Origin of the sequence: Chitinophaga dinghuensis (assembly GCF_003259435.1) — a bacterium.
GTDB lineage: Bacteria > Bacteroidota > Bacteroidia > Chitinophagales > Chitinophagaceae > Chitinophaga > Chitinophaga dinghuensis.
This window is the reverse complement of record NZ_QLMA01000001.1, coordinates 1,004,691-1,025,530: the sequence shown is the minus strand read 5'-3', so window position 1 is coordinate 1,025,530 and position 20,840 is coordinate 1,004,691. Positions and strand designations below refer to the sequence as shown.

Sequence of the window (20,840 nt, the reverse complement as noted above, 5' to 3'; positions counted from 1 at the left end):
AGTTTACCAAACAAGTATACTCATGCGTATTGCCATATTGAATTATGAAGATGCGGTACCCACCTGCGTCACAGGCCCCGCTGATATCTGGAGAGGAATGATCCGGATGTATCCCCTACTAACCGGCAACAAGTTGAAGCAGGAAATCCGAGTAGAATTCGTCTCCCTAAATCATTCTACACAACATTTTTATACTACCCCGGCAGGTTCCACCCAACCTGTTAAGCTCAGCACAGAGGAGGTCTTTGATCTTATCATTATCCCGGCTATGTATTTCGAGAGGATCGAAGCGGTCATCACAGGAGAACAAACGTTGATCCGATGGCTGCAACAACAATATACCCAGGGAGCAGAACTGGCAAGTATTTGCGTAGGTGCGTTCCTGTTAGCTGCCACTGGTTTACTAGAGGGAAAGAAAATCACCACCAACTGGCTGTTTGCCAAACCATTCCGGGAACGCTTCCCGAATATTGAATTACAGGATGATAAAGTAATTGTGGACCAGGGTCGTCTCTACTCCTGTGGTGGCGCTTTTAGCTTCACCAGCTTTATGATCTACCTGATAGAAAAGTTCTGCGGCCATGAGGAAGCAACGGCTGCTTCCAAAATATTGATGATTAATGTGCATGATCTTCCACAACGGACTTTTTCCATCTTCAAATTTCAATATGAACATGGGGATGAAGTCATCACACGTGCACAAAAATATATTGAAGATAAGTTTCAAGATACGTTAACATTGGAAGACATCGCCTCCCATTGCAGCATGAGTGTTCGTAACTTATGCAGACGATTTGAGAGTGCCACTGCCAATACGCCTTTTGAATACTTACAACGGGTACGTATAGAGGCTGCCAAGGAAATGCTGGAGCGTAAACAGGAAGGAATTGAGCAGGTTTCGCTGCATTGCGGATATGATGATGTTAACTACTTCCGTAAGGTATTTAAACGTCATGTAGCGATGACACCACGTGCCTACCAGGAAAAATATGGAAGAAAAAGGGCCCACATTGCCTGAGTTTCCTCCTCCTGTACCATAACTGATAGGCACTCTCGCAGGGTGTCAAAAATGTCTTGAGATTAATTTACCGGATGCGCGTATACAGGCGTTCCAAATGTTATGGCGAGCAAACTACCATCGTTCCCCCATCCATACAGGATATTGGAAGGGCTAACGGTACAATGGTATTTTTTTGTTCCCACCACTTGTCCGGTTATTTCCACATCTCCTGTACAGGTATTCAAAGTAATCTTTGCTGGCAATGATTTTTGCTCTGAAAATGGTTGTGTTGCCTTATTCACCGGGAATGGGTTATTTACTTTATCCATGCGTTCAAAACGATCGCTGATCAACATATCGGCCTGCCATATCAGGAAAGTGCCATCCTTGGTCATTACTGTTTTGTAATTGGTAATGTATCCTTGATTGGTGGTATTGTTCCCTGTATAGAAAACATTCCAGGAACCGGATACCGGATTCACAACCGTAATTTGGACAGTGGAAGGACCTGCTGCTAACCCTTTTTGCGGATCATCTGTTACATATGGTTTGAAGAATGCCATTGGCTCGCACAAAATCTTAATTCCCGGACGAATTACTTCCTTCGTGATTTGTGCATTGGCGGAAGAAGAGACCAATAGCATTAAGGCATAGATAAAATGTTTCATGTTGGTATTTGTTACAAGTATGCTACTTTGATTGCTCTTTTATTATTCCTCCCAGGCTCTTGCCTCTCAAATCCTTGATGGTATAGCCTGCGGTGGAGAAACTGAAAGCGGTCTTGGTAATACTTTTTGTTTCAATTGCTTTTTGTCCGCCATTTTCCACCTCTGCTACGAGGTAATTCTTATCCACGGCGGTTCCTAAAGGGTTGGCTGTTGCCCCCAGTTTACTTAGGCCTGCGCCTCCAATACCTGCGGTGTAGAGGCGTGCTGTAGGGAATTCTACGGGTACATACCAAAAATTGGTGGTACCTTTTTCACTTTGTAGTTGGTATTCTACGGCTTCTCTGCCACAGATCTTTTTTGTTTTCCCAGTGGGAGTCAGTGTTCTCGCTGGTTTTGTTTTGGGGTTTTTATTTCCTTTCATCGCCATCCCTGTCATCACTTTATTCATACTGACGCCGGTGATGGTTTTTCTGGCGTCATCCACCAGCCAACCGCTACCATCTTTGGTATAAATCAACATCGACATACCGTTATCTCCCGTACTGGATTTAATGGCGGTAAAGTCGCCATTGGTAGTAAAGTAATAAGTATTGGTACCGCTTTGTTCCCCATTTTTAATATTCATCTGCTGCACTACTTCATAGTTAAACTGTATTTGTGCAGGCAAAGACGATTGCGCAAAACTGAAGCCAGTAACCATGCACAGGCAGGTTAATAAGCTCAATAGCTGTTTCATAACTTATAATTTAGAACACACATGTCATTGGGCAATGGCATACATTACCGTGGCTTTGTGCTGCTAAATTACCGAGGTCAGAAGGGCTGGAATAGTAAAAAATCGCAAATCTTGGTTAGCCGAGTTTTTGGACGTAGTTCTCTGGGGGCGGAGGTAGTTGTTGGAGAAAACTTCTGGGGGAATGTCCGCTAAAAACTTTGAAATCCTTTACCAGGTGCATCTGGTCAAAGTAACCCAAGCTGTGGGCGATATCCGTCCATTCCCGATGAGGAGCGGATAATTTTAATAACAAGGCTTTATTGAAGCGAACCAATCTGGTATATAATTTTGGGGAGAGCCCTACCTGTTCCGCGAAATGCTGTTCAAAACTTCTCAGGCTCATATTTACATGTCCTGCCAGATCTTTAACATTAACTGCAGCGGGATTTTTTACTATAAAATCTACCGCAGCGGTAATGTTATCTGTTGCATTTCGTTTTTGTTGTCCGGACAAAGCGGCCAGGAAATAGGTATCTGCCACCGTGGCGATAGCAGCGATACTGTTGGCGGCTTCAAATTGTTCCTGTAGCAACGCCACTTGCTGACCAATGACATCATCACTATGCAGCAAGTGATCACTGAGGTAGTGCATGGGAATATGAAACAACCGAAAGAAACCGTTTCCTTTGAAGTTGATGGTCAGGAAACGATATTTACCGTTGTATCTTTGATAGCCCTGATAAACTGTTTGTAAACCCAGCAGATGACGCTGTTTGAGATTTAGCGATACTGTCCCCTGCACCGTTTCATAATCCAGTGGCGTATTGCTCAGCCAGAAAGTCATCGTGGCGAAATCGATCGCATGAATAGGCTTGATAATATCCTGATCACAAGTGTCAATCTCCCGCAAACAATAGCAGCGGATATAATCCCTTAACGGTAATGCTGGTAATATTTCAGTGGTCGAAACCATGATGGATAAAGGGGTAAACGGTTGAATACAAATATACAAATTAGGTATAAGTTTTATCGCACAAACCTTACTTTCCTGTCGACCGTTCTTTTAATTTATTGTGAATCTATTCATTATATTAAAAAATATTATATAATTTTTTACCGGATTACCATCCACTTTAGTAATATAATTTATACTTTAAGGTTGTAAAAGAAAATGCCGGAAGCCACATTGCAGGCCTCCGGCATTTTTCATTATACATACAGCAACATTATCTTCCCCATCCATAGTTCTGCGTCAGCGTAGGCATAATAGCCGTTTCTGAGGAAGGTATAGGAGATAAATAATAATTCACCGGGAAGATACGGGTACCTGAAAGCAATGGAATTCTTGCATAGAATTTATCGCCGCCTTCCATGATATTCATGCCTGTCATTTTCATCTGTTCAGGAGCGGTTGCGATTAACCACCTGCGGATATCATAGTATCTGGCGCCTTCATAGGCAAGCTCTATACGTCTTTCATTTTGAATACGTTTTCTCAGCCCTTGCTGGGTGTTATCCGCTGTGGTCAGGGGTAATCCAGGCATGCCTACACGGCTTCTTACGCGGTTGAGCGCTGTATATGCATCTGTTACAGGACCATAGTATTCATTCAGTGCCTCTGCATACCAGAGTAATACATCTGCGTAGCGAATGAAAGGATAATTTCTGTAATTGGTATTGGGTCTGTCTTTCAGGTTTTGGGTAGGATCATTCCATTTTTGTACATAGTAACCAGTACGGGTACTCTGTCCGGTTTTACCCCATCCATCCTGGTTAGTACCCAGGGCTTTGGTAAATTCAGTGATCACGTTTCTACCCAGTAATGGCATTTGATTGAAATACTGATCGGTGTAAAAGCGAGGGTCCCTGTTAAAATACATTTTGGAGATAGTTGTTTTAACGGTCTGCCACTGGCGGTTTCTGAATACGCGCATGAGGGTATCTACATAACCGGTTTCTGAATAGCCGGAACCAGGGGTAGTAATCGCGAGGCCATTTTTCATTTCATAAGCATCCACCATTTCCTGCGGAGTGCTGATAGCGCCGGTTCCGCCATAGTCGGTCCCGTTAGGCATTGTATTCGCTTCCCAGTTATTGCTGGGGCCACCTTGTCTGAACCAGATCACTTCCTTGTAATCTCGTTTGTAGAATAGCTCCGCACGATCTGCACGCAGATCGTAAATACCCAGGTCCATTACAGCCTTAATAGCATCAATGGCCAGTTTCCATTTTTCTTTGTTGTAGGTCGTATTAAAGATGAGGGTACCATCCAGGTTTTTTACGCCGAGAATCGTGTTTTTAACAGATGTACCATCTACTGTTACCGCCTGGTTATCTATTTCACCGCCATTAAAAAGAGGGCTGGCCGCATACAGAAGTACTTTCGCTTTCAGGGCCAGGGCAGCGCCTTTGGTTACTCTTCCGATATCCTGATCTGCGTAATCCTGTGGTAATGCAGCTGCGGCTTCATCACAGAGTTTTGTGATAAAGGAGACCGTTTTATCTACTGTTGCACGAGGCAGTTTCAGTGCTTCATCATTTTGATTAACGGTGTAATAATGATCCACAATAGGAACGCCACCATATTTTTCGAACAACAGGAAATAGTAATAAGCGATCAGGAATTTTACTTCTCCTTTATAGCGAGGAATGATCACCGTTTTATATTGGGTAGTCTGGTTATCGTTCTTGATAGGCACTTTGTCAATATTCTCCAGGAAGTGATAACCAATGCGTATTTCCCGATACATCTGATCGAAGTTGCGCATATCATCGTTGGTGCTGGTCCAGCCGCCGGAAATGTACTTGCTGGCTTTAGCTTGCAGGGAGGTAGGATAACCTTCATCACAAACCAGGGAAAGAATGGAACCATCGGCGGTGCCATCAAAATCCCCGTTCAGATCGCCGTATAGAACAGCTACTTCTTTCTCTGCCTGCGCTACATCTGCGAACAGATCGTTTTCTGTATAAAACTCCTTGGGCGCAATGTCCAGGTAATTTTTACAAGATGCGAGCATCGTGGTGAAAGAGAGAAAGAGGAATATTTTATTTTTTCTAGACATCATAATCATTATTTAAAAGAGAGACTCAAACCAGCATTGTAGGTACGCATCAGCGGATAGTTTGGAGAAGCGTTATCTTCTTCCGGATCAAACAATCGCAGTGTGCTCCAGGTAAGCAGGTTATTACCGTTCACATATACCCTGATATTACGCAGGCCAATCGGATTTGTCCAGGCTTTGGGCAGGTTATATCCTATTTCCAGATTTTTCAGTCGCACATAATCCGCTTTCCAGAGCCACTGAGTGGAATGTTGTGTGTTTACCACATTCTTGATGGCCATTAAGCGGGGATATCTTGCATCCGGACGTTCTGGTGTCCAGTAATTGTCTTTCCAGTCGGATAACATATTGGAGAAATCGTTCTGAGGTCCGAAAATTGCCGGGCCTGCAACATCGATATATCTTCCAAAGGCGCCCTGGAAGAGAGCGGAGAAGTCGATTCCTTTATAAGACATGGACAAGGACACGCCGAGAATCTGTTCTGGTTCGCTTACTTTATTCAGATAGGTTTGGTCATAGCTATTGATAATGCCATCTCCATTGAGGTCCTTATAGCGGATATCGCCTGGTTGCATTACACCAAAGAGCGATTGATTAGGGCCTTTGGCGATATCTTCTTTGGATTGGAAGTATCCATCTGCCACATAGGAGAAGATAGAGTTGATGCGGGTGCCTGTTACTTGCTGCCATGTTCTGTCTGGCATAGGTATTTCCAGGTATTTGATAATTTTATTACGGGCAAAGGAGTAAGTAGCTTTTACTTCGTAGTTGAGATCTTTGGAAAGCCTGTTTCTGTGACCTACTTCAAACTCAAAGCCGTGGTTATCTACAATACCGCCGTTGAGTTTAGGGAATGTTACCAATCCCAGGAATCCGGAGATAATTGGGGAAGATGATTGGTAGATACCAGTTCTGTGTTCATAGAACACGTCGCCGGTGAAGGAGAACAATCCATTTTTGATGGAGAGATCAATACCGCCATTGTACTTCCTGGCAGTTTCCCAGGTTACCTGTGGGTTGCCGGCAGCGGCTTCCACAGCGCCTGGCATGGTATTGTCATAGTTGGTGCCGAAGTTATAACCTTTGGCATTGATGTTCCAGTTACTCTGATAAGCAAAGCGTGTTCCCGGGTCCTGGTTACCTACTTTACCTGCGGATACACGCAGTTTAAGCAGATCTAACCAGTTGTTGGCGGAGGAGAGGAACTTTTCTCTGCTGAGCACCCAGGCAGCCGATACAGCGGGGAAGAACCCGAATCTTCTACCTTTGGCAAAATTCTCAGAGCCATTATATCCGAAATCAAATTCTGTGATATAACGATCGTCGTAACTGTAGGAGAATCTACCCGTCAGGCCCTGCTGCCTGTAAGGCAATGCGCCAGTGGCGTTGGTAGATCTCACACTTTTGGAAGTGATCAGGTACAACAACATACCGGAGATGTTATGTTTTTGTACCTGTTTATTATAGTTCAGGTAAAACTCCGGATTGATATTGTAGTAATAATTTTGGTTATAGAGCGCATAGTTGAGGAAGTCCTGACCGCTATTCACCATCTGGTATTTATTATTTCCCTGGTAGGTATAGGTATAATACTTACGGGATCTGTAAAAACCATTGGAGTTATAGGAGTCGAAAGAGAATCTTGTTCTGAAGGAAAGTCCTTTTGTGATGAAATCCAGGTTGCTGGTGAGTCCTACCGTTCCTTGCGTATAGAAGGAATTCGGTTTCTGGAAACCTCTGGCAGCCAGTTCTCCATAAGGGTTGGTATAACCGGCTACCTGTGCGATGGAACCATTGGGGTTGGTCATTGGCATCACATAAGGCGGCGTTTTTTTCAGGAGGGTAAAGAATTCATCCTGGTAGATATCCGGCATTACCTGGTTACGCACGATGGTGGCTAATCCCAGTTCAGCGGATAACCAGGAGCTCAGTTTCACATCCAGGTTGGAGCGGAAATTAAAACGGTTCTCTACGTCCTGGGTATTGTAGCCTGGGAAGTCGCCGGTTCTTTTATAAATACCATCTTCATGGAAATAGGAGCCGGAGATAAAATATTTCAGGCCGGGTGTACCGCCGGAAATATTCGCATTGGCTACAGTGCGCATGGATGCTGGTTTCAGCAGTTCATGTATCCAGTCAACATCCGGATACAGGTATTTATATTCCAGACTGTCGGGCCAGTTTTTGGATGCATCATACCTGTTAATATAATCATCTGTATACAGGGATGCTTCTGTAGTAGCGCCGTCATTGATGAGACCTTGTTTATGCAGGCGGAAGTAATCTGCCGAATGCAGGTATTTAGGCAGTTTCATAGGGGTTTTCACAGCCTGTTCTACATTCACCTGAATTTTTGCTTTTCCTGCTTCTCCTCTGCGGGTGGTTATGAGGATAACACCATTGGCGCCGCGTACGCCATAAATAGCAGTAGCAGAAGCATCTTTCAGGATAGTGATATTGGAAATTTCATTGGGGTCAATGAACTCAAAACCATCTCTGGGAACGCCATCGATCATGATGAGTGGATTGTTGCTGCTGGAGTAGGTGGATTGTCCTCTCAGCCATATTTTGGAACCATCCTGGCCGGTAGCGCCGGTCGACTGACGGGCAATCAATCCAGGTAATCTGCCCACCAGCGCATTACTCAGGTTGGAGACAGCAGATGATTTCAGCTCTTTTGTTTCCACAGAGGCAACAGAGCCGGTTAAGGTAATCTTCCTTTGTTTACCATATCCTACTACTACCAACTCATTGAGCACGGCAGGATCTCCTTTCATGCGAATCAGGAGGGTATTGGTTTTTTCGGAAAGACTAAACTCCTTTTCTGTATAGGAGATATATCCAATACAGGTAAAGGAAAGATCGTATTTAACCCCGGTGGATAATTTGTTGAGCGTGAACATACCGGCTGTATCCGTCTGTGCCACCGCTACCGTTTGTGCATTTGATTTTACGATAACCGTCACTCCTATCACAGGGGAATTCTTTTCATCGAGTACTGTTCCTCTAAGCAATACTGTTTGTGCATTTGCTTTGGTGGTGAGCAGAACGAAAAAAAGATAAAATAGGCTACTGACGATACCTGCAATTTTTTTCTTCATAATTCTGTTTTCATTTTAGGCATAGCTCCGCCACAGTGCCGTTGGTAAACACTGTTGCCGGTACCTTCCGGGATGACTTATTGTTTATTTATGTAAATGGTATTTCCTTTGATAGTATACGCCAGTTTGTTAAGGCCGCACAGCGTGCGCAGGATCGACTCACAATCGCTGCCCTCCGCCGGGAAATTGCCTGTAAAACGATAGGCTACTACATCCGAATCATTACAAATGATGGTCTTCTCAAACTTCCTGCCCAATACGTCAAATATATGTTCCAGTGATGCTTCTTTAAATATTAGTTCACCATTTGCTTCATTTGTTGCAGCTGGCGAGATCATTTTTTTCGCTGTTGATACAGGTGCAGTCAGACTCGTTTTAAATCCTTCCGGTTCTACCAGCAAAGATTCACCCGGCATCATCAGTATGCGGTCTGCTTTCCCCGATACTGGCGCCACACTTACTTTCCCTTCATATAAATGAATCTGAACTTTACCCATAGCGACCTTACTTACGGCGAACTTCGTTCCCAGCGCAGTAGTGATGATGCCATCAGCAACAACGGCAAACGGTATAGCTTCATTCCTGATAACCGTAAAAATGGCATTTCCCTCCAGGTATACTTTTCTTTCAGCTACGCCAAACTGTTTACTGTATTGAATACTACTACCCTTCTCCAGCACAATACCCGTTCCGTCAGTCAATTCAATATGCATGGGTTTATCTGCCCGGATAACGGTCATTTCATTAGCCGCTATTTCCTGTTGATGGGTGGCCGACTGCTGCTTCAAAGACCAGATGCCCGGCATGGTTACAGCAATTAATAAGGCAGCGCAGGCCGCTACCGCCACAATCGCCGTCTTCCAGAACTGCAAACGGTTACGACTAAACGAAACAATGGATGCTTGCTTATTGATTTCTCCTAATAATCCTGTCAGTACTCGCTGGTCCGCATCTCCCGGCATTCTCTCCTGGTATTTCTCTATCACTTCATCATATTCTACCTGCAATGCATACAGATCAGCCGCATTATCCCTCGATAACAGCTGGTAAAGGCGGCGCATTTCCTCAGGGGAACTCGTTCCCTGCCAATATTTATTTATAAGTTGATGTAGCTCGTTCATTCACTGCCTTTGCTATAAAGACTGGCTTATCCCGATTTGGGGATAAAATCCAATGTTAACTAAATGTTAATTCAAAATACTTTAGGAAAGATGCCCTTGAAGCAGGTATCCGGAAACCAGGAAAAGCAGGAACAGCTGGGATTCTGCACTGACATTACCGGAATTTTCGTTCAGGTGTTTACGTAAGATGGCGGTACATTGTTTCAGGTAATCTTTGACAGATTGTATACTGATTCCTGTAATCGCGGCTATTTCCTCATGGGATTTCCCTTCCAGGCGGAACAATTTGAAGACTTTCTTTTTCTGGCCCGGCAGCTGTTCTATGGCATTATTCAACAGCCAGATGCGGTGTTCATAATCCTCTTCTTGCTCTTGTGAGGAATGAGTATCCTCGAGGATATCCTCCGGACAGTCGGCCATCAGTGCCACCAACTTATTTTCCTTCAGTCGTTTTTTAAGGTGATCGACCGACTTATTATAACTAATCACAAAGAGCCAGCTACCAACGGCTTTTATGGAGGCAATATTATTTCGTTTATTCCAGAGCGTGAGAAAAACTTCCTGCATGATATCCTGTGCCAGCACAGGGTCCTGGATTATTTTTGTGATATTATGGTATACGCCGTGTTTGTATTTATTGTACAGATCTACAAAGGCTTCCTGGCTGCCCATCCCGAGCATCTTAATCAATTCACAATCTTCCGTAATATGGTGCATCGCTGAAGAGTTACCTTTTAAAAAGTGCACAAAACTATTTAAATCATAGGGGCCAAGGCCTCCCTTCATTATTATCTTCTGGTTAAATTAACAAAAAAATGAAATAAATGAGAAAAACCTGTTATATCGTATATGCCTAACGGTATGGGGTATATTATAAAAAAAGGCCCCTGATCAAACAGGAGCCCTTTCTTTTCTACAGTTAAAAACCAGGTTATTTCTCATTCGCCAATGTTACCATGGCAGCTACTTCCGCTACAGCGGCATCCTCTCCGCCGGTAAAACCAGTGAACCGGAACCGGATATTTCCCTGCTTATCGATCACGAACTTAGTAGGAATACCTCTCACCTTATAAGCGTCTACCACTTTATTGATGCCTGTGGCCGGGTCTTTCAGATCCATCAGCACTTCAAAAGGATAATGATTATTGGTGATAAAGCTCCTGGCATTCGCAATGGCAGCATTATCTTTCTCCCAGGTATGAATAAAGAGGAATACCACCTCCGGATTGTTCTTATACTTTTCCACGGCCTTCTTCATGGCTGGGAAAGAGGCTTTACAGGGGCCGCACCATGTTGCCCAGAAATCCAGTATGACTGTTTTTCCTTTGAGAGACGATAACGAAACGGCTTTGCCATCTACATCTGTGAGGGTAAAATCAGGAGCAGGCTCACTGATAATCTGTTTCGCCATCTCCAGTCTGATTTTCTCATCCAGTCCGCCTTTCAGAGAATCCAGGTAGCCTTCAAAACCATTGGCGCCACGAATTTTCGTATAGGCTTGTTGTAACTGCTCTTTGGAGGAAGCATTCAACATGCCCTGTGCGGCAATCGCACTGAGTTTCTCAAATGCCTGCTGGTAATCGCCTTTCGCGAGCAGAATTTTGGCGTACATTTCATTTACGCCTGGCCTTACCGGGGTTTCTGCCTCGGCAGCACGACGGATATACACCAATGCGGAATCATATTGTTGCTCCTGGTACAGGCAGTTTACATAAGTACTCAGATAGCCAGGATAACCCGTAGCCGCAAAGCCAGCGCCAAACTCCGTTTTGCGGGTAGTTCTGAAGGACCAGGAAAGATCTATCGCTTTCTTAAGTAAATCTTTCGCTGCTGCATAATGTCCTTTTTTCAGTAAGGTCATGGCTGTTCCAGCCCAGCCTTCGCCTTTCCAGAAAGGCGATTCGATACTGTTCGCATATGCTACCGCCTTTGTAACATTATCCGCTTCCGCATATGCTTTGGAAACACTGTTTCGTGCATAATCATAGATAATTCTTTCCGGTCCGAACTTCGCAGGCGGATATTTCTGCAGCCATTGCTTATATAACTTTTCCTTTTGAACAGCATCCGGCTCGTTGTAGATCGCCTCTACGGAGGTATTGCGGACAATAATCCCTGCCGGGAATTTTTCCTTCGCCGCACTTGTAACAGAATCAGCTACTTTCCCCAGCTTCAGCTGATAAAAGAAATTGCTGGCGGTTATCCAGTCCTCTTCCTTCTTGCTTTTCAACAGGCCATACATCTTTGTTGTCAGCAACTGGTGATCTTTTTCATCCCCTTTCAATAGCTGACTATAATAATTTTTCAGGGTATCTGTCTGATTGTTTTGGGCAGACGCGATACTCACTGTACCGAGCAAGCCCCCACAAAGCAGGATTGGTATTAACTTTTTCATGATGATATATTAATGGTGGTAATTAATTTGTATAACCAGGATTTTGTGTCAACGATGGATTAGCTACCCGCTGTGCATCCGGTATCGGATACAGGATATCCGTGCTGGTCCAGGTGGCAGGGCGCATGCCCCCAATAACATCATCTGCACGAGTCTGACCTCCCATCAATCCTGGCGTACGTTTCAGATCAAACCAGCGATGCCCCCATTCTCCAAATAACTCCGCTTTTCTTTCCTTTTCAACCGCCAGCAGTAATACCGGCTGTGTACTATTATTGTCCAGGAATGGTAACCCTGCTCTTTTTCGGATACTGTCCAGGTCCGCAATAGCGCCGGGAAGGTTAGCCAGTTGCGCCCGCGCTTCTGCCCGAATGAGATACTGTTCTGCCAACCGAAGCACTACATTGTATTCATTTCCGGTAGTGGTACCGGCAGCGACTACACGCAGTTTATATTTCGTGATCACTTTATAATTGGTACCGCCAATTACCGTAGGTGCGACCCAGTTAGTCTTCCGCAAATCGCCGGCTTCCAGACTATTATAGAGTGTATCCGTCAGCGTTACACCAGGAACAGTTCCTGTTGCAGCGGCATAGCTGCCACCATTGGCATCTGTGTTTGTAGTATAGATGGAAAGTCCTGTTAACGTGAACAACTGCCAGATGATTTCATTACTGGTATTAGAGAAAGTTGTGTTCAGATCTGTATTCAAACTGTATATACCAGAGTTAATTACCGCACTGGAAGCGGTTTCCGCATTCTGCCAATCCTTCGTATAGAGGTAAGCTCTCGCCAATAATGCATTGGCGGCTTGTCGGTTGATTCTTACTCTCATCGTGGAAGGATAAGTATCAGACAAAACCTCTCTTGCTGCGGTGAGGTCTTTAATGATCTGTTGCCAAACCTGTGCTGCTGGCGTTCTAGGTAATGTAGCATTGATCAACGGCTCATCGGTAAGCGGCATCGGCACATCTCCGAAATAATTAACCAGTTGAAAAAACAGCAACGCTCTCCAGGTTTTTACTTCCCCGGTAAGCTGATTTTTTACTGCATCTGAAAGTCCGGTACTACGGGTAATACCCGCCAGCATGGCGTTTGCCTGCGACAAAGCGCCATAGGTATAATACCATAGCGTATTAGCCACGAGTGTATTGGTAATGGTGATACTATTTGTTCTGAACTCATCATATGCAGGAGACGAGATATTGTTCTGTAATTCATTCGCTGATAAACCGGGTAATTCACTCATAGGAAAAATCAGGCTGCGCGTGGAGGAGGCGTTATAAATACCCAGCACTGCACTACTGGCGGTGGCATCGCTGGAGAAGCTCTGATCCAGTCCTACCTGGTTAACAGGCGCACCTATTTCTACCAGCTTGCGGCAGGAAGAAAAGACACTACCAACAAGTGCTAATACAATTAAATTTCGCTTTATGTTATGTTGAAGCATGATTCAGATTTTAGAATGAACAATTAATACCAAACACGATGGTGCGTAGCGGAGGCATGGCAATAGCGCCGGTGCCTAATCCTGGAGCACCGCCAGAAATGCTGGTTTCCGGATCATAGATATACTTGTTCTTCATCCAGGTAAACAGGTTTTGTCCTTCCGCATATATTCTGAAATTGCTGCACTTCATTCTCGTCAGCCAAGCCTGTGGCAGGTTATAGGATAAACTAACTGTACGTAGTTTGATATAACTGGCATCTCCCCAAAGCGCAGTGGAACTGGAATATTGCGTGTAGGCGTTATAGATAGGAGTTCCCGATGTGGACGTCGCTGCAGGGAATGCGGCCATGTCGCCTGGCTGTCTCCACCTATCCAGCAAAGACGTATTTTGATTATTCCTGCTGCTACCAATAGGAGTATTGAGATTATTAGTACTACCATTACGATGGTTGAACTGAAAGAAGAAACTAAAATCCCAGTTCCGGTAAGTGAGGGTATTGTTCAAGCCTCCAAAGAACGGCGTACCTGGAGGAATCACCGCCCTGTCGTTGTTATAGTCAATATTGCCGTCTTTATTAAGATCTGCATATTTCGGCATACCAGTGGCAGGATCATAACCAGTGTACACGTATCTCCTTACCACATCAATGGGTTGGCCCACGATGTAACTGCTGGAATAAAAAGAGTTCTCTATACCAGGGAATTTCAGCAGTTTATTTTGTGGGAAGGTGATATTGAAAGTAGTATTCCAACTGAATTTTCCGGATTTAACATTGGTCGTATTCAGTTCCAGTTCCACACCGCTGTTCTGTACTACTGCCGGCAGATTCACCACATAACTATTGTATCCAGACTGTGTTGGCAGCGATGCATACGACAACTGATCTCCTGAACGATTACGATAATAATCAGCCGTGAACATCATTCTGTCTTTCAGGAAACCCAGTTCCATCGCCACTTCCAGCTTGCGGGTTGTTTCCCATCTGACACCAGGATTAGGCAGCGAGCTACGGTAGAGGGCTGTCTGTCCCTGATAAGTACCTGCGGAAGATAACAATGGCAGGAAGATGTAGTTGGTAATCTGATCGTTTCCAGTGGAGCCATAGCTACCGCGCAACTTACCGAAGCTCAGCCATGGTAAGGCATCTTCAACAAACTGTTCCCGGCTGAAGATCCAGGCAGCACCGATGGCGCCGAAGTTTGCGAAGATATTATCCGGTCCGAAACGGGAAGAAGCATCTCTACGGAAAGTGGCATTCAGTAAGTATTTGCCGTCATAATCATAATTCAAACGACCAAACAGAGAAGCGTATTTATAATCGAAATAAGTAGTAGAATTCACTGTGATCAGACCAGCGCCAGTAAGAGAACCCATCAATGCCTCGCTGCTGTAGTTTTGTCCACTCAGACTGGAACCATTCGCCAGACTTCTTTGATACGTGCCACCAACTAATGCCGTCAGTTTACTTTTGTAAAAATCACGGGTATAATCCAGCGTGGGCTCTATGATATAGTTCTGTGATTTATTGTTAGTAAAATTAGCAGAGCTGGTAGGATTGTTTGCCGGGTTCTGTGTAGAAGCAGGCAGCATAGTAATCTGATCCAGTTGTGTATTCGTATAGCCAAGGTTCACTTTAAAATTCAGATCGCGAATAATACGGTAACGGATATTCGCATTGGCCATCAGGTTGGAAGTATTGCCGGTATATTGACGTCGCAATAATGCAATAGGATTATTGAAACCCTGCGACCATACCAAGTTTCCATTCTTATCATAAAGTGGCATATTGGGTGGGAGGTTGTACATCGACAACAGATCAGACACTGGTAGCACCGTTTTATCGGAAGAATAATTAGCAGTGATAGCCGCATAGAATTTATTATCGGAAGACGCGTGGTCCGCTGACAGGCGGCCTGTCAGCCGTTGGCTATTGAAGTTGCCTGTATACACGGTTGTTTCCTTGTGGTAGGCGCCACTAAAGAGGAAATGTGTTTTAGCATCGCCACCGGAAACAGAGGCTTGTGCATCTGTACTATGCGCGGTGCCGCCTGCGAGGTAGCGTTGCCAGTCTGTGTAGGCCGACTGATCCCACACCGTTAGTTCAGGAGCATTGGCTGTATTAGGCGTTAATCCATCGTTTTTGAAGGCCTCCTTTCTCAGATCCAGGTATTGGGCCGTATTCATCATGGGAATATATCGGCTGATTTTTCCGGACCCCGTGTATACGTTTGCGTTAAACCTCGTTTTACCGGATTTCCCTTTTTTAGTAGTGATCAGGATGACCCCATTAGCGCCGCGAGCGCCGTAGATAGCCGTAGCATCCGCATCTTTGAGGATATCCATTCTTTCGATATCATCCGGATTAATCATACTGAATGGGCTGATACCGCCATTAGCACCGCTAACACCCCAGGCATTCAGGTTATCTGTTACAGGTTGGCCGCCACTGAAATTAGTGAAAGGGACGCCATCAATTACATATAGGGGGAGATTGCCATAATTCAATGAACTTTGGCCCCTTATCTGTACGATAGCGCTACTTCCGGGCAAGCCGTTTTGTTGCGTGATCTGTACCCCTGGAATACGGCCGGGCAGCGTTGCCAAAGGATTCGCCACCGGTTGCTTACCTATTTCCTGTGCAGTGATACTGCTAACAGATCCCGTATTCACACGTTTGGTAGTAGTGCCATAACCGATGATCACTGCTTCATCCAGCGAGCGAACTTGTTCCTCCAACTGGATATTGATGAGCGCGCGGCCTTTGACAGGCACCCGCTGCATTTGATAAGAGATATATGATACCACCATTTCGGCAGTAACAGGCACACGGTTAAGACGGTACTCTCCTTTGTCGTTGGTCATCGTGCCGAAAGGCGTTCCGGGAATCACGACAGAAACAGAAGGCAGCGGATTGCCTTTAGCATCCGTAACAACGCCACTGACAGTAATTTCCGTGACATTTTCCTGTTGTGCTTCTGTAGCTGCGGACCTGGAGCGGATAGCGATAAAGTTTCCCGAACGGGAATAAGTTAATGGTTGGTTATTGAATAGTGCCTTCAGCACTTCCTCCAGGTCCTGGTTTTTGACAACAATAGTAACCGGCGCTGCCTGACGCAGTTGATTTTTACCATAGATAAAGCTTAATCCAGTTTGTTTTTCAATTTCCTGGAATGCTTTTTCAAGGGTACCGGATTTCAGATTCATGGTCACTTTTTGTGCCATGGTTTGGGTTGCCAACAACAGGCATCCCAGTAACAAGAGAATACAACATTTAGAATAGGTTGGTAAGTGCGGGCATAGCACACCCCATGGCTTTCTGACAAGCATAGCTTCTGGTTGATTTTCATTAATAATGCCGCTATTGCGGTAGATTCAGACAATACTTTCCCTTCTATAAAATCCATGGACCTTATAGCGATGAATGATGGTAATGGTGCATGACTATTTTATCACTGTAATTCTCCGTCCGTCAATTTTGAAATGAACGAGATTGGTCATCTCCAACAGATTCAGTAACTGAGACACAGGCACATCCCTTGGTATTTTAGCGACAAAAAAGTCTCGCACATCCGTTTGATAAACTACTTCTACATTATAATACCGTTGTAATTCCGACATGATGGTGGGTATGTCGGTTCCATTAAAATAAAACAGTCCTTCTTTCCAGGCTGTTATTGCTTTCAGATCTGCTATTGCTGTAAGCTGTATAGCGCCATTGGCGGCAGCAGCGGCCTGTTGTCCCGGGTGCAGGAGCTGCGTCGTCTTTGTGGTATTGAATTTAACGGCTCCATCCAGGAGGGTGAGTTTCACAATATGTTCATCATGAAAAGCCCTGATGTTAAAGCTGGTACCGAGTACGTCTACAGTGGAACTATCCATGCTGTTTTTCACCAGGAATGGTTCATGACTGTTCGGCGTAACATCGAAGAATGCCTGTCCGGTAACGGTAACGACTCTTGATTTGCCGGTGAATACGGTAGGATATGTCAGCGAAGAACCCGCGTCTATCCATACTTTCGTCCCGTCTGATAATACCATGGCCAGTGGCCGGCTTCCTTGCGGTACTTGTACCGTATTGACATTGCTGACCTGATCTGTACCGTTGTAGATGATTTGACCGTTGGCTGCCATGGAAACGGTTACCGTTCCTTGCTGCGCCAGCAGTCCATTGCTGGCGCTATCCAATAATATTTGCCGACCGTTTGATAAAGTAAGCACAGCATGGTTTCCGGCTGGCGCAGGAATATCATTATGAAAACGTTCCGCTTGTGGCGCCAGCACAGCGCGTTCTGTTCTGAAATAAAAATAACCGGTTGTCATCATTGCAGCCACCATTGCCGCAGCAGCCCATTTATAGAATGGTTGCAGATTAGGCACGCGACGTTTCTCCAATATCGGCTGCAATCGTTTTCTGATGGCCGTTTCCATTTCTTGTTTATTGCCAAGGAGAGCTTCATTCCAGTTCTCTTCCGCCCGGAAGGCATGGAAAACCTGGTTGTACTGCATCAGCTCCATATCAGAAGCGGTTCCTGATGCTACTTTTTCAGCCAATAAAAATAGTTCCTCTCTTGTCATACAAACGTGATCACATACATAGGCACTTAGAAAAACCTATACCCTTAAAGCGGGGCAAAAATTTTTCTGTTTCTTTTCAATTAATGACAATGGGTAACGACAGGTAGTAGTAACATCGCCAGCAGATGAGGTTCTACGGCGGATCGGATGCGTTTTAGTGCAATCGTTTTCTGTGCTTCCACAGTTTTGACAGAAATTTGTAACAGGTCAGCAATTTGCTGATTGGTGAGTTGTCCGTCTCTGCTGAGGAGGAAAATCTCCCGGCATTTAGGAGGCAGACTGTTGATGACTTCCTGTATGACTATTTTAAGGTCATTCAGTTCCAGGAAATCCTGCGGGCCTGGGATAGATGGCATTGTGATCCCAGCCAGTTCCGTATAAAATCCTTCCCGGATTTTCCCGGAGCGGATATAGTTGGCCACTTTAAATCTAACCGCAGCGCGGAGATAGGAAGGTACAGCCTGTATCTCCAGCTGGTCGCGCTTCTCCCATAGCCACGCAAAAATATCCTGCACAATATCCATGCAGGCATTCTGATCTCGCAGCAGGTAAAAAGCCGCCTGGTACATACCAGACCAATGGCGGGAATACAGCATATCAAATGCATGGACATCTCCCCGTTTCAACATGCTTATCAGTTCCAGGTCACTATAAGTGGTATCCCTTGTCAAATTCTCCCGATTTCTGGCACTAAAATAATTAAAGGCCGTAATAATCTAAATTTAAGTTTGAAAATATTGGTATAACTTTTTGAAAAATCGCAGTTTTTTTTTGTGCGCTTAAAAGTTAGTATTAAATTCGTTTCCTCTTGCCGGAGATTGTAAGTCTGTCTGATGGCCAGTTTGGCCATTATCATCATTTTATATATATTGACTGACTTCCTATTTTTATACACACCTCCCCTCCTTCTTGCCTAAATTTTATGTATTCGTCATTGAATATGATGATCGGCGTTTTTTTTAATGCTGGTAATAGATTCAGTGTTCCTAACTATTATTTCAAACCAATTAAATTAACAATGCCTACAGAAGTAAAATTTTTTGATTTAGCTGATTATGTCATTCTTTATTTAAATGCAGCAGGCCTGGAATCACAAAAGCAAAGAGTTCACAGGTTATTATACTACCTGCAAGCCTGGCATCTTGTCTTTTTCGAAAACATCCATTATTCAGGGAAGTGCCTGAAGCCTGGGGTAGCGGCCCGGTATATCCTGCTTTTGCTGATAAATATGATGATGATGCGTACCTGGAAAACCAGATAAAGCCAGAACTCCCAGTTGGTATGGATCTAACGGAAGCCACCAGGGTCAAATTACAATCCCTGCAATTGGAAGAAAGACAGTCCCGGTTCATTCATGATATAATCAATGCCTATGGTAAGCTGGATTTGGGTTTTTTGGGGTACTTAACATATGGCGAAGCCCCATGGCTAAATGCCAGAGCAGGATTAGGATTTGTAGGACGTGGTAGAAAAATTACATTCAGAGCGATGTATGCTCATTTCCATGGCGGAAAAGTAAGGAGGGAAAAACTAGCGGAAAAAGAAAAAAAGGCGCAGGAAAGAAAAAACGCAAAAGGAGTTGGATGAAACTCACCCAACTCCTTTCTTATTAGACAACATCCATTCTATTTTCCTACTTTCACTGCGGGCACGGTCACATCATCCCTCACTTCTTCTGTAGCAGCTGTAATCAATGTATCTCCTTCGTTCAGATCACCGAAGATTTCGGTTTTACCATCTTCACTGCGGCCAGTAGTAACAGGCACCCATTTCGTTTTATGATCCTGGATTTTGATCACAAAAACTCCTTTTGTGGAATTCAGAATAGCAGTAGACGGCACTACAAAGTTGCTGGTAGCGCTGTTCAACGGAATGCTCACTTCTGCAATCATTCCAGGCAGCAAGATTTTATCGTTATTGGGAACATCGATCTCTATGTGCTGAGAGCGCAACTTGCGATCCAGTGCGCCTGCCAGACGAATGACTTTACCCGTAAATTTCCGGTTATTCAGGGAATGAATCGTAAAGGCCACTTCGCTCTGGCTAGTAAGATAACTGGTATACGCTTCCGGTACGCTCACTACCAGCCTTAATTTTTTCTGTTCCTGCAAGGTAAAAATTGGCAGTTCAGAACCCTTTCCTGCCGGGCCTACATAGGCGCCTGCACTTACGTTACGGGCAGTAATCACCCCGGAGAATGGGGCACGGATAGTCAGGTAATTTCTGTTATCGCCGACTTCCCGCAAAGCTGCCTTTGCAGCATCCAGTTGAGCCAGGTCTGACTTCTGACGGGCGAAAGCAATATCCAGGTCGTTCTGAGATACCGTACCAGGCGTTTTGCTGGTTTCCAGTAAACGATCGTAGTTCGCTTTGCTGGATAAATAAATAGCTTCCTGGGATTTCAGTTTAGACTCCGCTCCGGACAATTGCGCATTTAACTCAGGCGCTTCCATCGTCGCTAATAACTGTCCCTCGCTTACCTGTGTACCCACGTCTGCATTCAGCTTTCTTACAAAGCTACTCACCTTTGCATACAGGTCTACCTGTTGAAAGGCAATCAGCTCACCTGGTATTTTTATGTTGGAGGAAACGTTCCCTTTTTGCAAATTAAATGCCTGCAGAGCTGGCGCCGCTTCCGCAGCAGCAGCCTTTTCCTCCTTAGCATCGGAATTCCCGCAGCTGTATAGCCCAGCCGTGAGCATCATGGCTGATAAGAAAGGAAAAAAATTACGCAAACCGCTGTTCATATGAT

The 20,840-nt window shown here is 44.7% G+C and carries 15 protein-coding genes; 2 read left to right on the top strand and 13 right to left on the bottom strand.

Features of this window, described 5'->3' with window-relative positions; all coding sequences use genetic code 11:
* Positions 1–22 precede the first annotated feature (22 nt).
* Positions 23–1,018 (top strand): GlxA family transcriptional regulator, encoded by a 996-nt coding sequence (locus CLV59_RS04150; RefSeq protein WP_111590728.1) that lies wholly within the window; start codon positions 23–25, stop codon positions 1,016–1,018.
* A gap of 62 nt (positions 1,019–1,080) precedes the next feature.
* Here CLV59_RS04150 and CLV59_RS04145 read toward each other — a convergent pair whose 3' ends face one another.
* The 12 genes from CLV59_RS04145 to CLV59_RS04090 form a co-directional block, all read right to left on the bottom strand.
* Positions 1,081–1,668: a hypothetical protein gene (locus tag CLV59_RS04145; protein ID WP_111590727.1), complete on the bottom strand. Its 588-nt coding sequence runs from the start codon at positions 1,666–1,668 to the stop codon at positions 1,081–1,083.
* A gap of 22 nt (positions 1,669–1,690) precedes the next feature.
* A complete protein-coding gene (locus CLV59_RS04140) occupies positions 1,691–2,404 on the bottom strand; it encodes a hypothetical protein (RefSeq protein ID WP_146616120.1) in 714 nt (237 codons plus the stop codon).
* Between the two features lie 115 nt (positions 2,405–2,519).
* Entirely contained in the window at positions 2,520–3,356 is an 837-nt protein-coding gene (locus CLV59_RS04135; protein WP_111590725.1) for a helix-turn-helix domain-containing protein, read from the bottom strand.
* 253 nt (positions 3,357–3,609) lie between these two features.
* Positions 3,610–5,448 (bottom strand): RagB/SusD family nutrient uptake outer membrane protein, encoded by a 1,839-nt coding sequence (locus CLV59_RS04130; RefSeq protein WP_170137640.1) that lies wholly within the window; start codon positions 5,446–5,448, stop codon positions 3,610–3,612.
* Positions 5,449–5,453: 5 nt separating this feature from the next.
* A complete protein-coding gene (locus tag CLV59_RS04125; protein WP_111590723.1) occupies positions 5,454–8,546 on the bottom strand; it encodes a SusC/RagA family TonB-linked outer membrane protein in 3,093 nt (1,030 codons plus the stop codon).
* Between the two features lie 77 nt (positions 8,547–8,623).
* A complete protein-coding gene (locus tag CLV59_RS04120) occupies positions 8,624–9,667 on the bottom strand; it encodes a FecR family protein (RefSeq protein ID WP_111590722.1) in 1,044 nt (347 codons plus the stop codon).
* 81 nt (positions 9,668–9,748) lie between these two features.
* Positions 9,749–10,384 carry an RNA polymerase sigma factor gene (locus CLV59_RS04115; RefSeq protein WP_170137639.1) on the bottom strand — a complete coding sequence of 212 codons (636 nt, stop codon included), beginning with the start codon at positions 10,382–10,384 and terminating at the stop codon, positions 9,749–9,751.
* A gap of 214 nt (positions 10,385–10,598) precedes the next feature.
* The gene (locus CLV59_RS04110) at positions 10,599–12,062 is read right to left on the bottom strand and encodes a redoxin domain-containing protein (RefSeq protein ID WP_111590720.1); all 1,464 of its coding nucleotides are present in this window, start codon (positions 12,060–12,062) and stop codon (positions 10,599–10,601) included.
* Between the two features lie 22 nt (positions 12,063–12,084).
* Positions 12,085–13,512 carry a RagB/SusD family nutrient uptake outer membrane protein gene (locus CLV59_RS04105; RefSeq protein WP_111590719.1) on the bottom strand — a complete coding sequence of 476 codons (1,428 nt, stop codon included), beginning with the start codon at positions 13,510–13,512 and terminating at the stop codon, positions 12,085–12,087.
* A 10-nt stretch (positions 13,513–13,522) separates the two neighbouring features.
* Positions 13,523–16,840: a TonB-dependent receptor gene (locus CLV59_RS04100; RefSeq protein WP_111590718.1), complete on the bottom strand. Its 3,318-nt coding sequence runs from the start codon at positions 16,838–16,840 to the stop codon at positions 13,523–13,525.
* Between the two features lie 114 nt (positions 16,841–16,954).
* Positions 16,955–18,088: a FecR family protein gene (locus tag CLV59_RS04095; protein WP_111590717.1), complete on the bottom strand. Its 1,134-nt coding sequence runs from the start codon at positions 18,086–18,088 to the stop codon at positions 16,955–16,957.
* 80 nt (positions 18,089–18,168) lie between these two features.
* Complete coding sequence (locus tag CLV59_RS04090; protein WP_111590716.1) at positions 18,169–18,759, bottom strand: RNA polymerase sigma-70 factor; 591 nt, start codon at positions 18,757–18,759, stop codon at positions 18,169–18,171.
* Positions 18,760–19,177: 418 nt separating this feature from the next.
* On the opposite strand from CLV59_RS04090, the gene CLV59_RS04075 reads away from it, so the two are divergent.
* Complete coding sequence (locus CLV59_RS04075; RefSeq protein ID WP_394336928.1) at positions 19,178–19,675, top strand: Panacea domain-containing protein; 498 nt, start codon at positions 19,178–19,180, stop codon at positions 19,673–19,675.
* A gap of 38 nt (positions 19,676–19,713) precedes the next feature.
* Here CLV59_RS04075 and CLV59_RS04070 read toward each other — a convergent pair whose 3' ends face one another.
* Positions 19,714–20,835: an efflux RND transporter periplasmic adaptor subunit gene (locus CLV59_RS04070; RefSeq protein ID WP_111590712.1), complete on the bottom strand. Its 1,122-nt coding sequence runs from the start codon at positions 20,833–20,835 to the stop codon at positions 19,714–19,716.
* Positions 20,836–20,840 lie beyond the last annotated feature (5 nt).

What these genes read in the sequence shown, in the direction of transcription:
- CLV59_RS04150 (WP_111590728.1), top strand. Translation starts at nt 23, where the DNA reads ATGCGTATTGCCATATTGAATTATGAAGATGCGGTACCCACCTGCGTC.
- CLV59_RS04145 (WP_111590727.1), bottom strand. Translation starts at nt 1,668, where the DNA reads ATGAAACATTTTATCTATGCCTTAATGCTATTGGTCTCTTCTTCCGCC.
- CLV59_RS04140 (WP_146616120.1), bottom strand. Translation starts at nt 2,404, where the DNA reads ATGAAACAGCTATTGAGCTTATTAACCTGCCTGTGCATGGTTACTGGC.
- CLV59_RS04135 (WP_111590725.1), bottom strand. Translation starts at nt 3,356, where the DNA reads ATGGTTTCGACCACTGAAATATTACCAGCATTACCGTTAAGGGATTAT.
- CLV59_RS04130 (WP_170137640.1), bottom strand. Translation starts at nt 5,448, where the DNA reads ATGATGTCTAGAAAAAATAAAATATTCCTCTTTCTCTCTTTCACCACG.
- CLV59_RS04125 (WP_111590723.1), bottom strand. Translation starts at nt 8,546, where the DNA reads ATGAAGAAAAAAATTGCAGGTATCGTCAGTAGCCTATTTTATCTTTTT.
- CLV59_RS04120 (WP_111590722.1), bottom strand. Translation starts at nt 9,667, where the DNA reads ATGAACGAGCTACATCAACTTATAAATAAATATTGGCAGGGAACGAGT.
- CLV59_RS04115 (WP_170137639.1), bottom strand. Translation starts at nt 10,384, where the DNA reads ATGCACCATATTACGGAAGATTGTGAATTGATTAAGATGCTCGGGATG.
- CLV59_RS04110 (WP_111590720.1), bottom strand. Translation starts at nt 12,062, where the DNA reads ATGAAAAAGTTAATACCAATCCTGCTTTGTGGGGGCTTGCTCGGTACA.
- CLV59_RS04105 (WP_111590719.1), bottom strand. Translation starts at nt 13,512, where the DNA reads ATGCTTCAACATAACATAAAGCGAAATTTAATTGTATTAGCACTTGTT.
- CLV59_RS04100 (WP_111590718.1), bottom strand. Translation starts at nt 16,840, where the DNA reads ATGCTTGTCAGAAAGCCATGGGGTGTGCTATGCCCGCACTTACCAACC.
- CLV59_RS04095 (WP_111590717.1), bottom strand. Translation starts at nt 18,088, where the DNA reads ATGACAAGAGAGGAACTATTTTTATTGGCTGAAAAAGTAGCATCAGGA.
- CLV59_RS04070 (WP_111590712.1), bottom strand. Translation starts at nt 20,835, where the DNA reads ATGAACAGCGGTTTGCGTAATTTTTTTCCTTTCTTATCAGCCATGATG.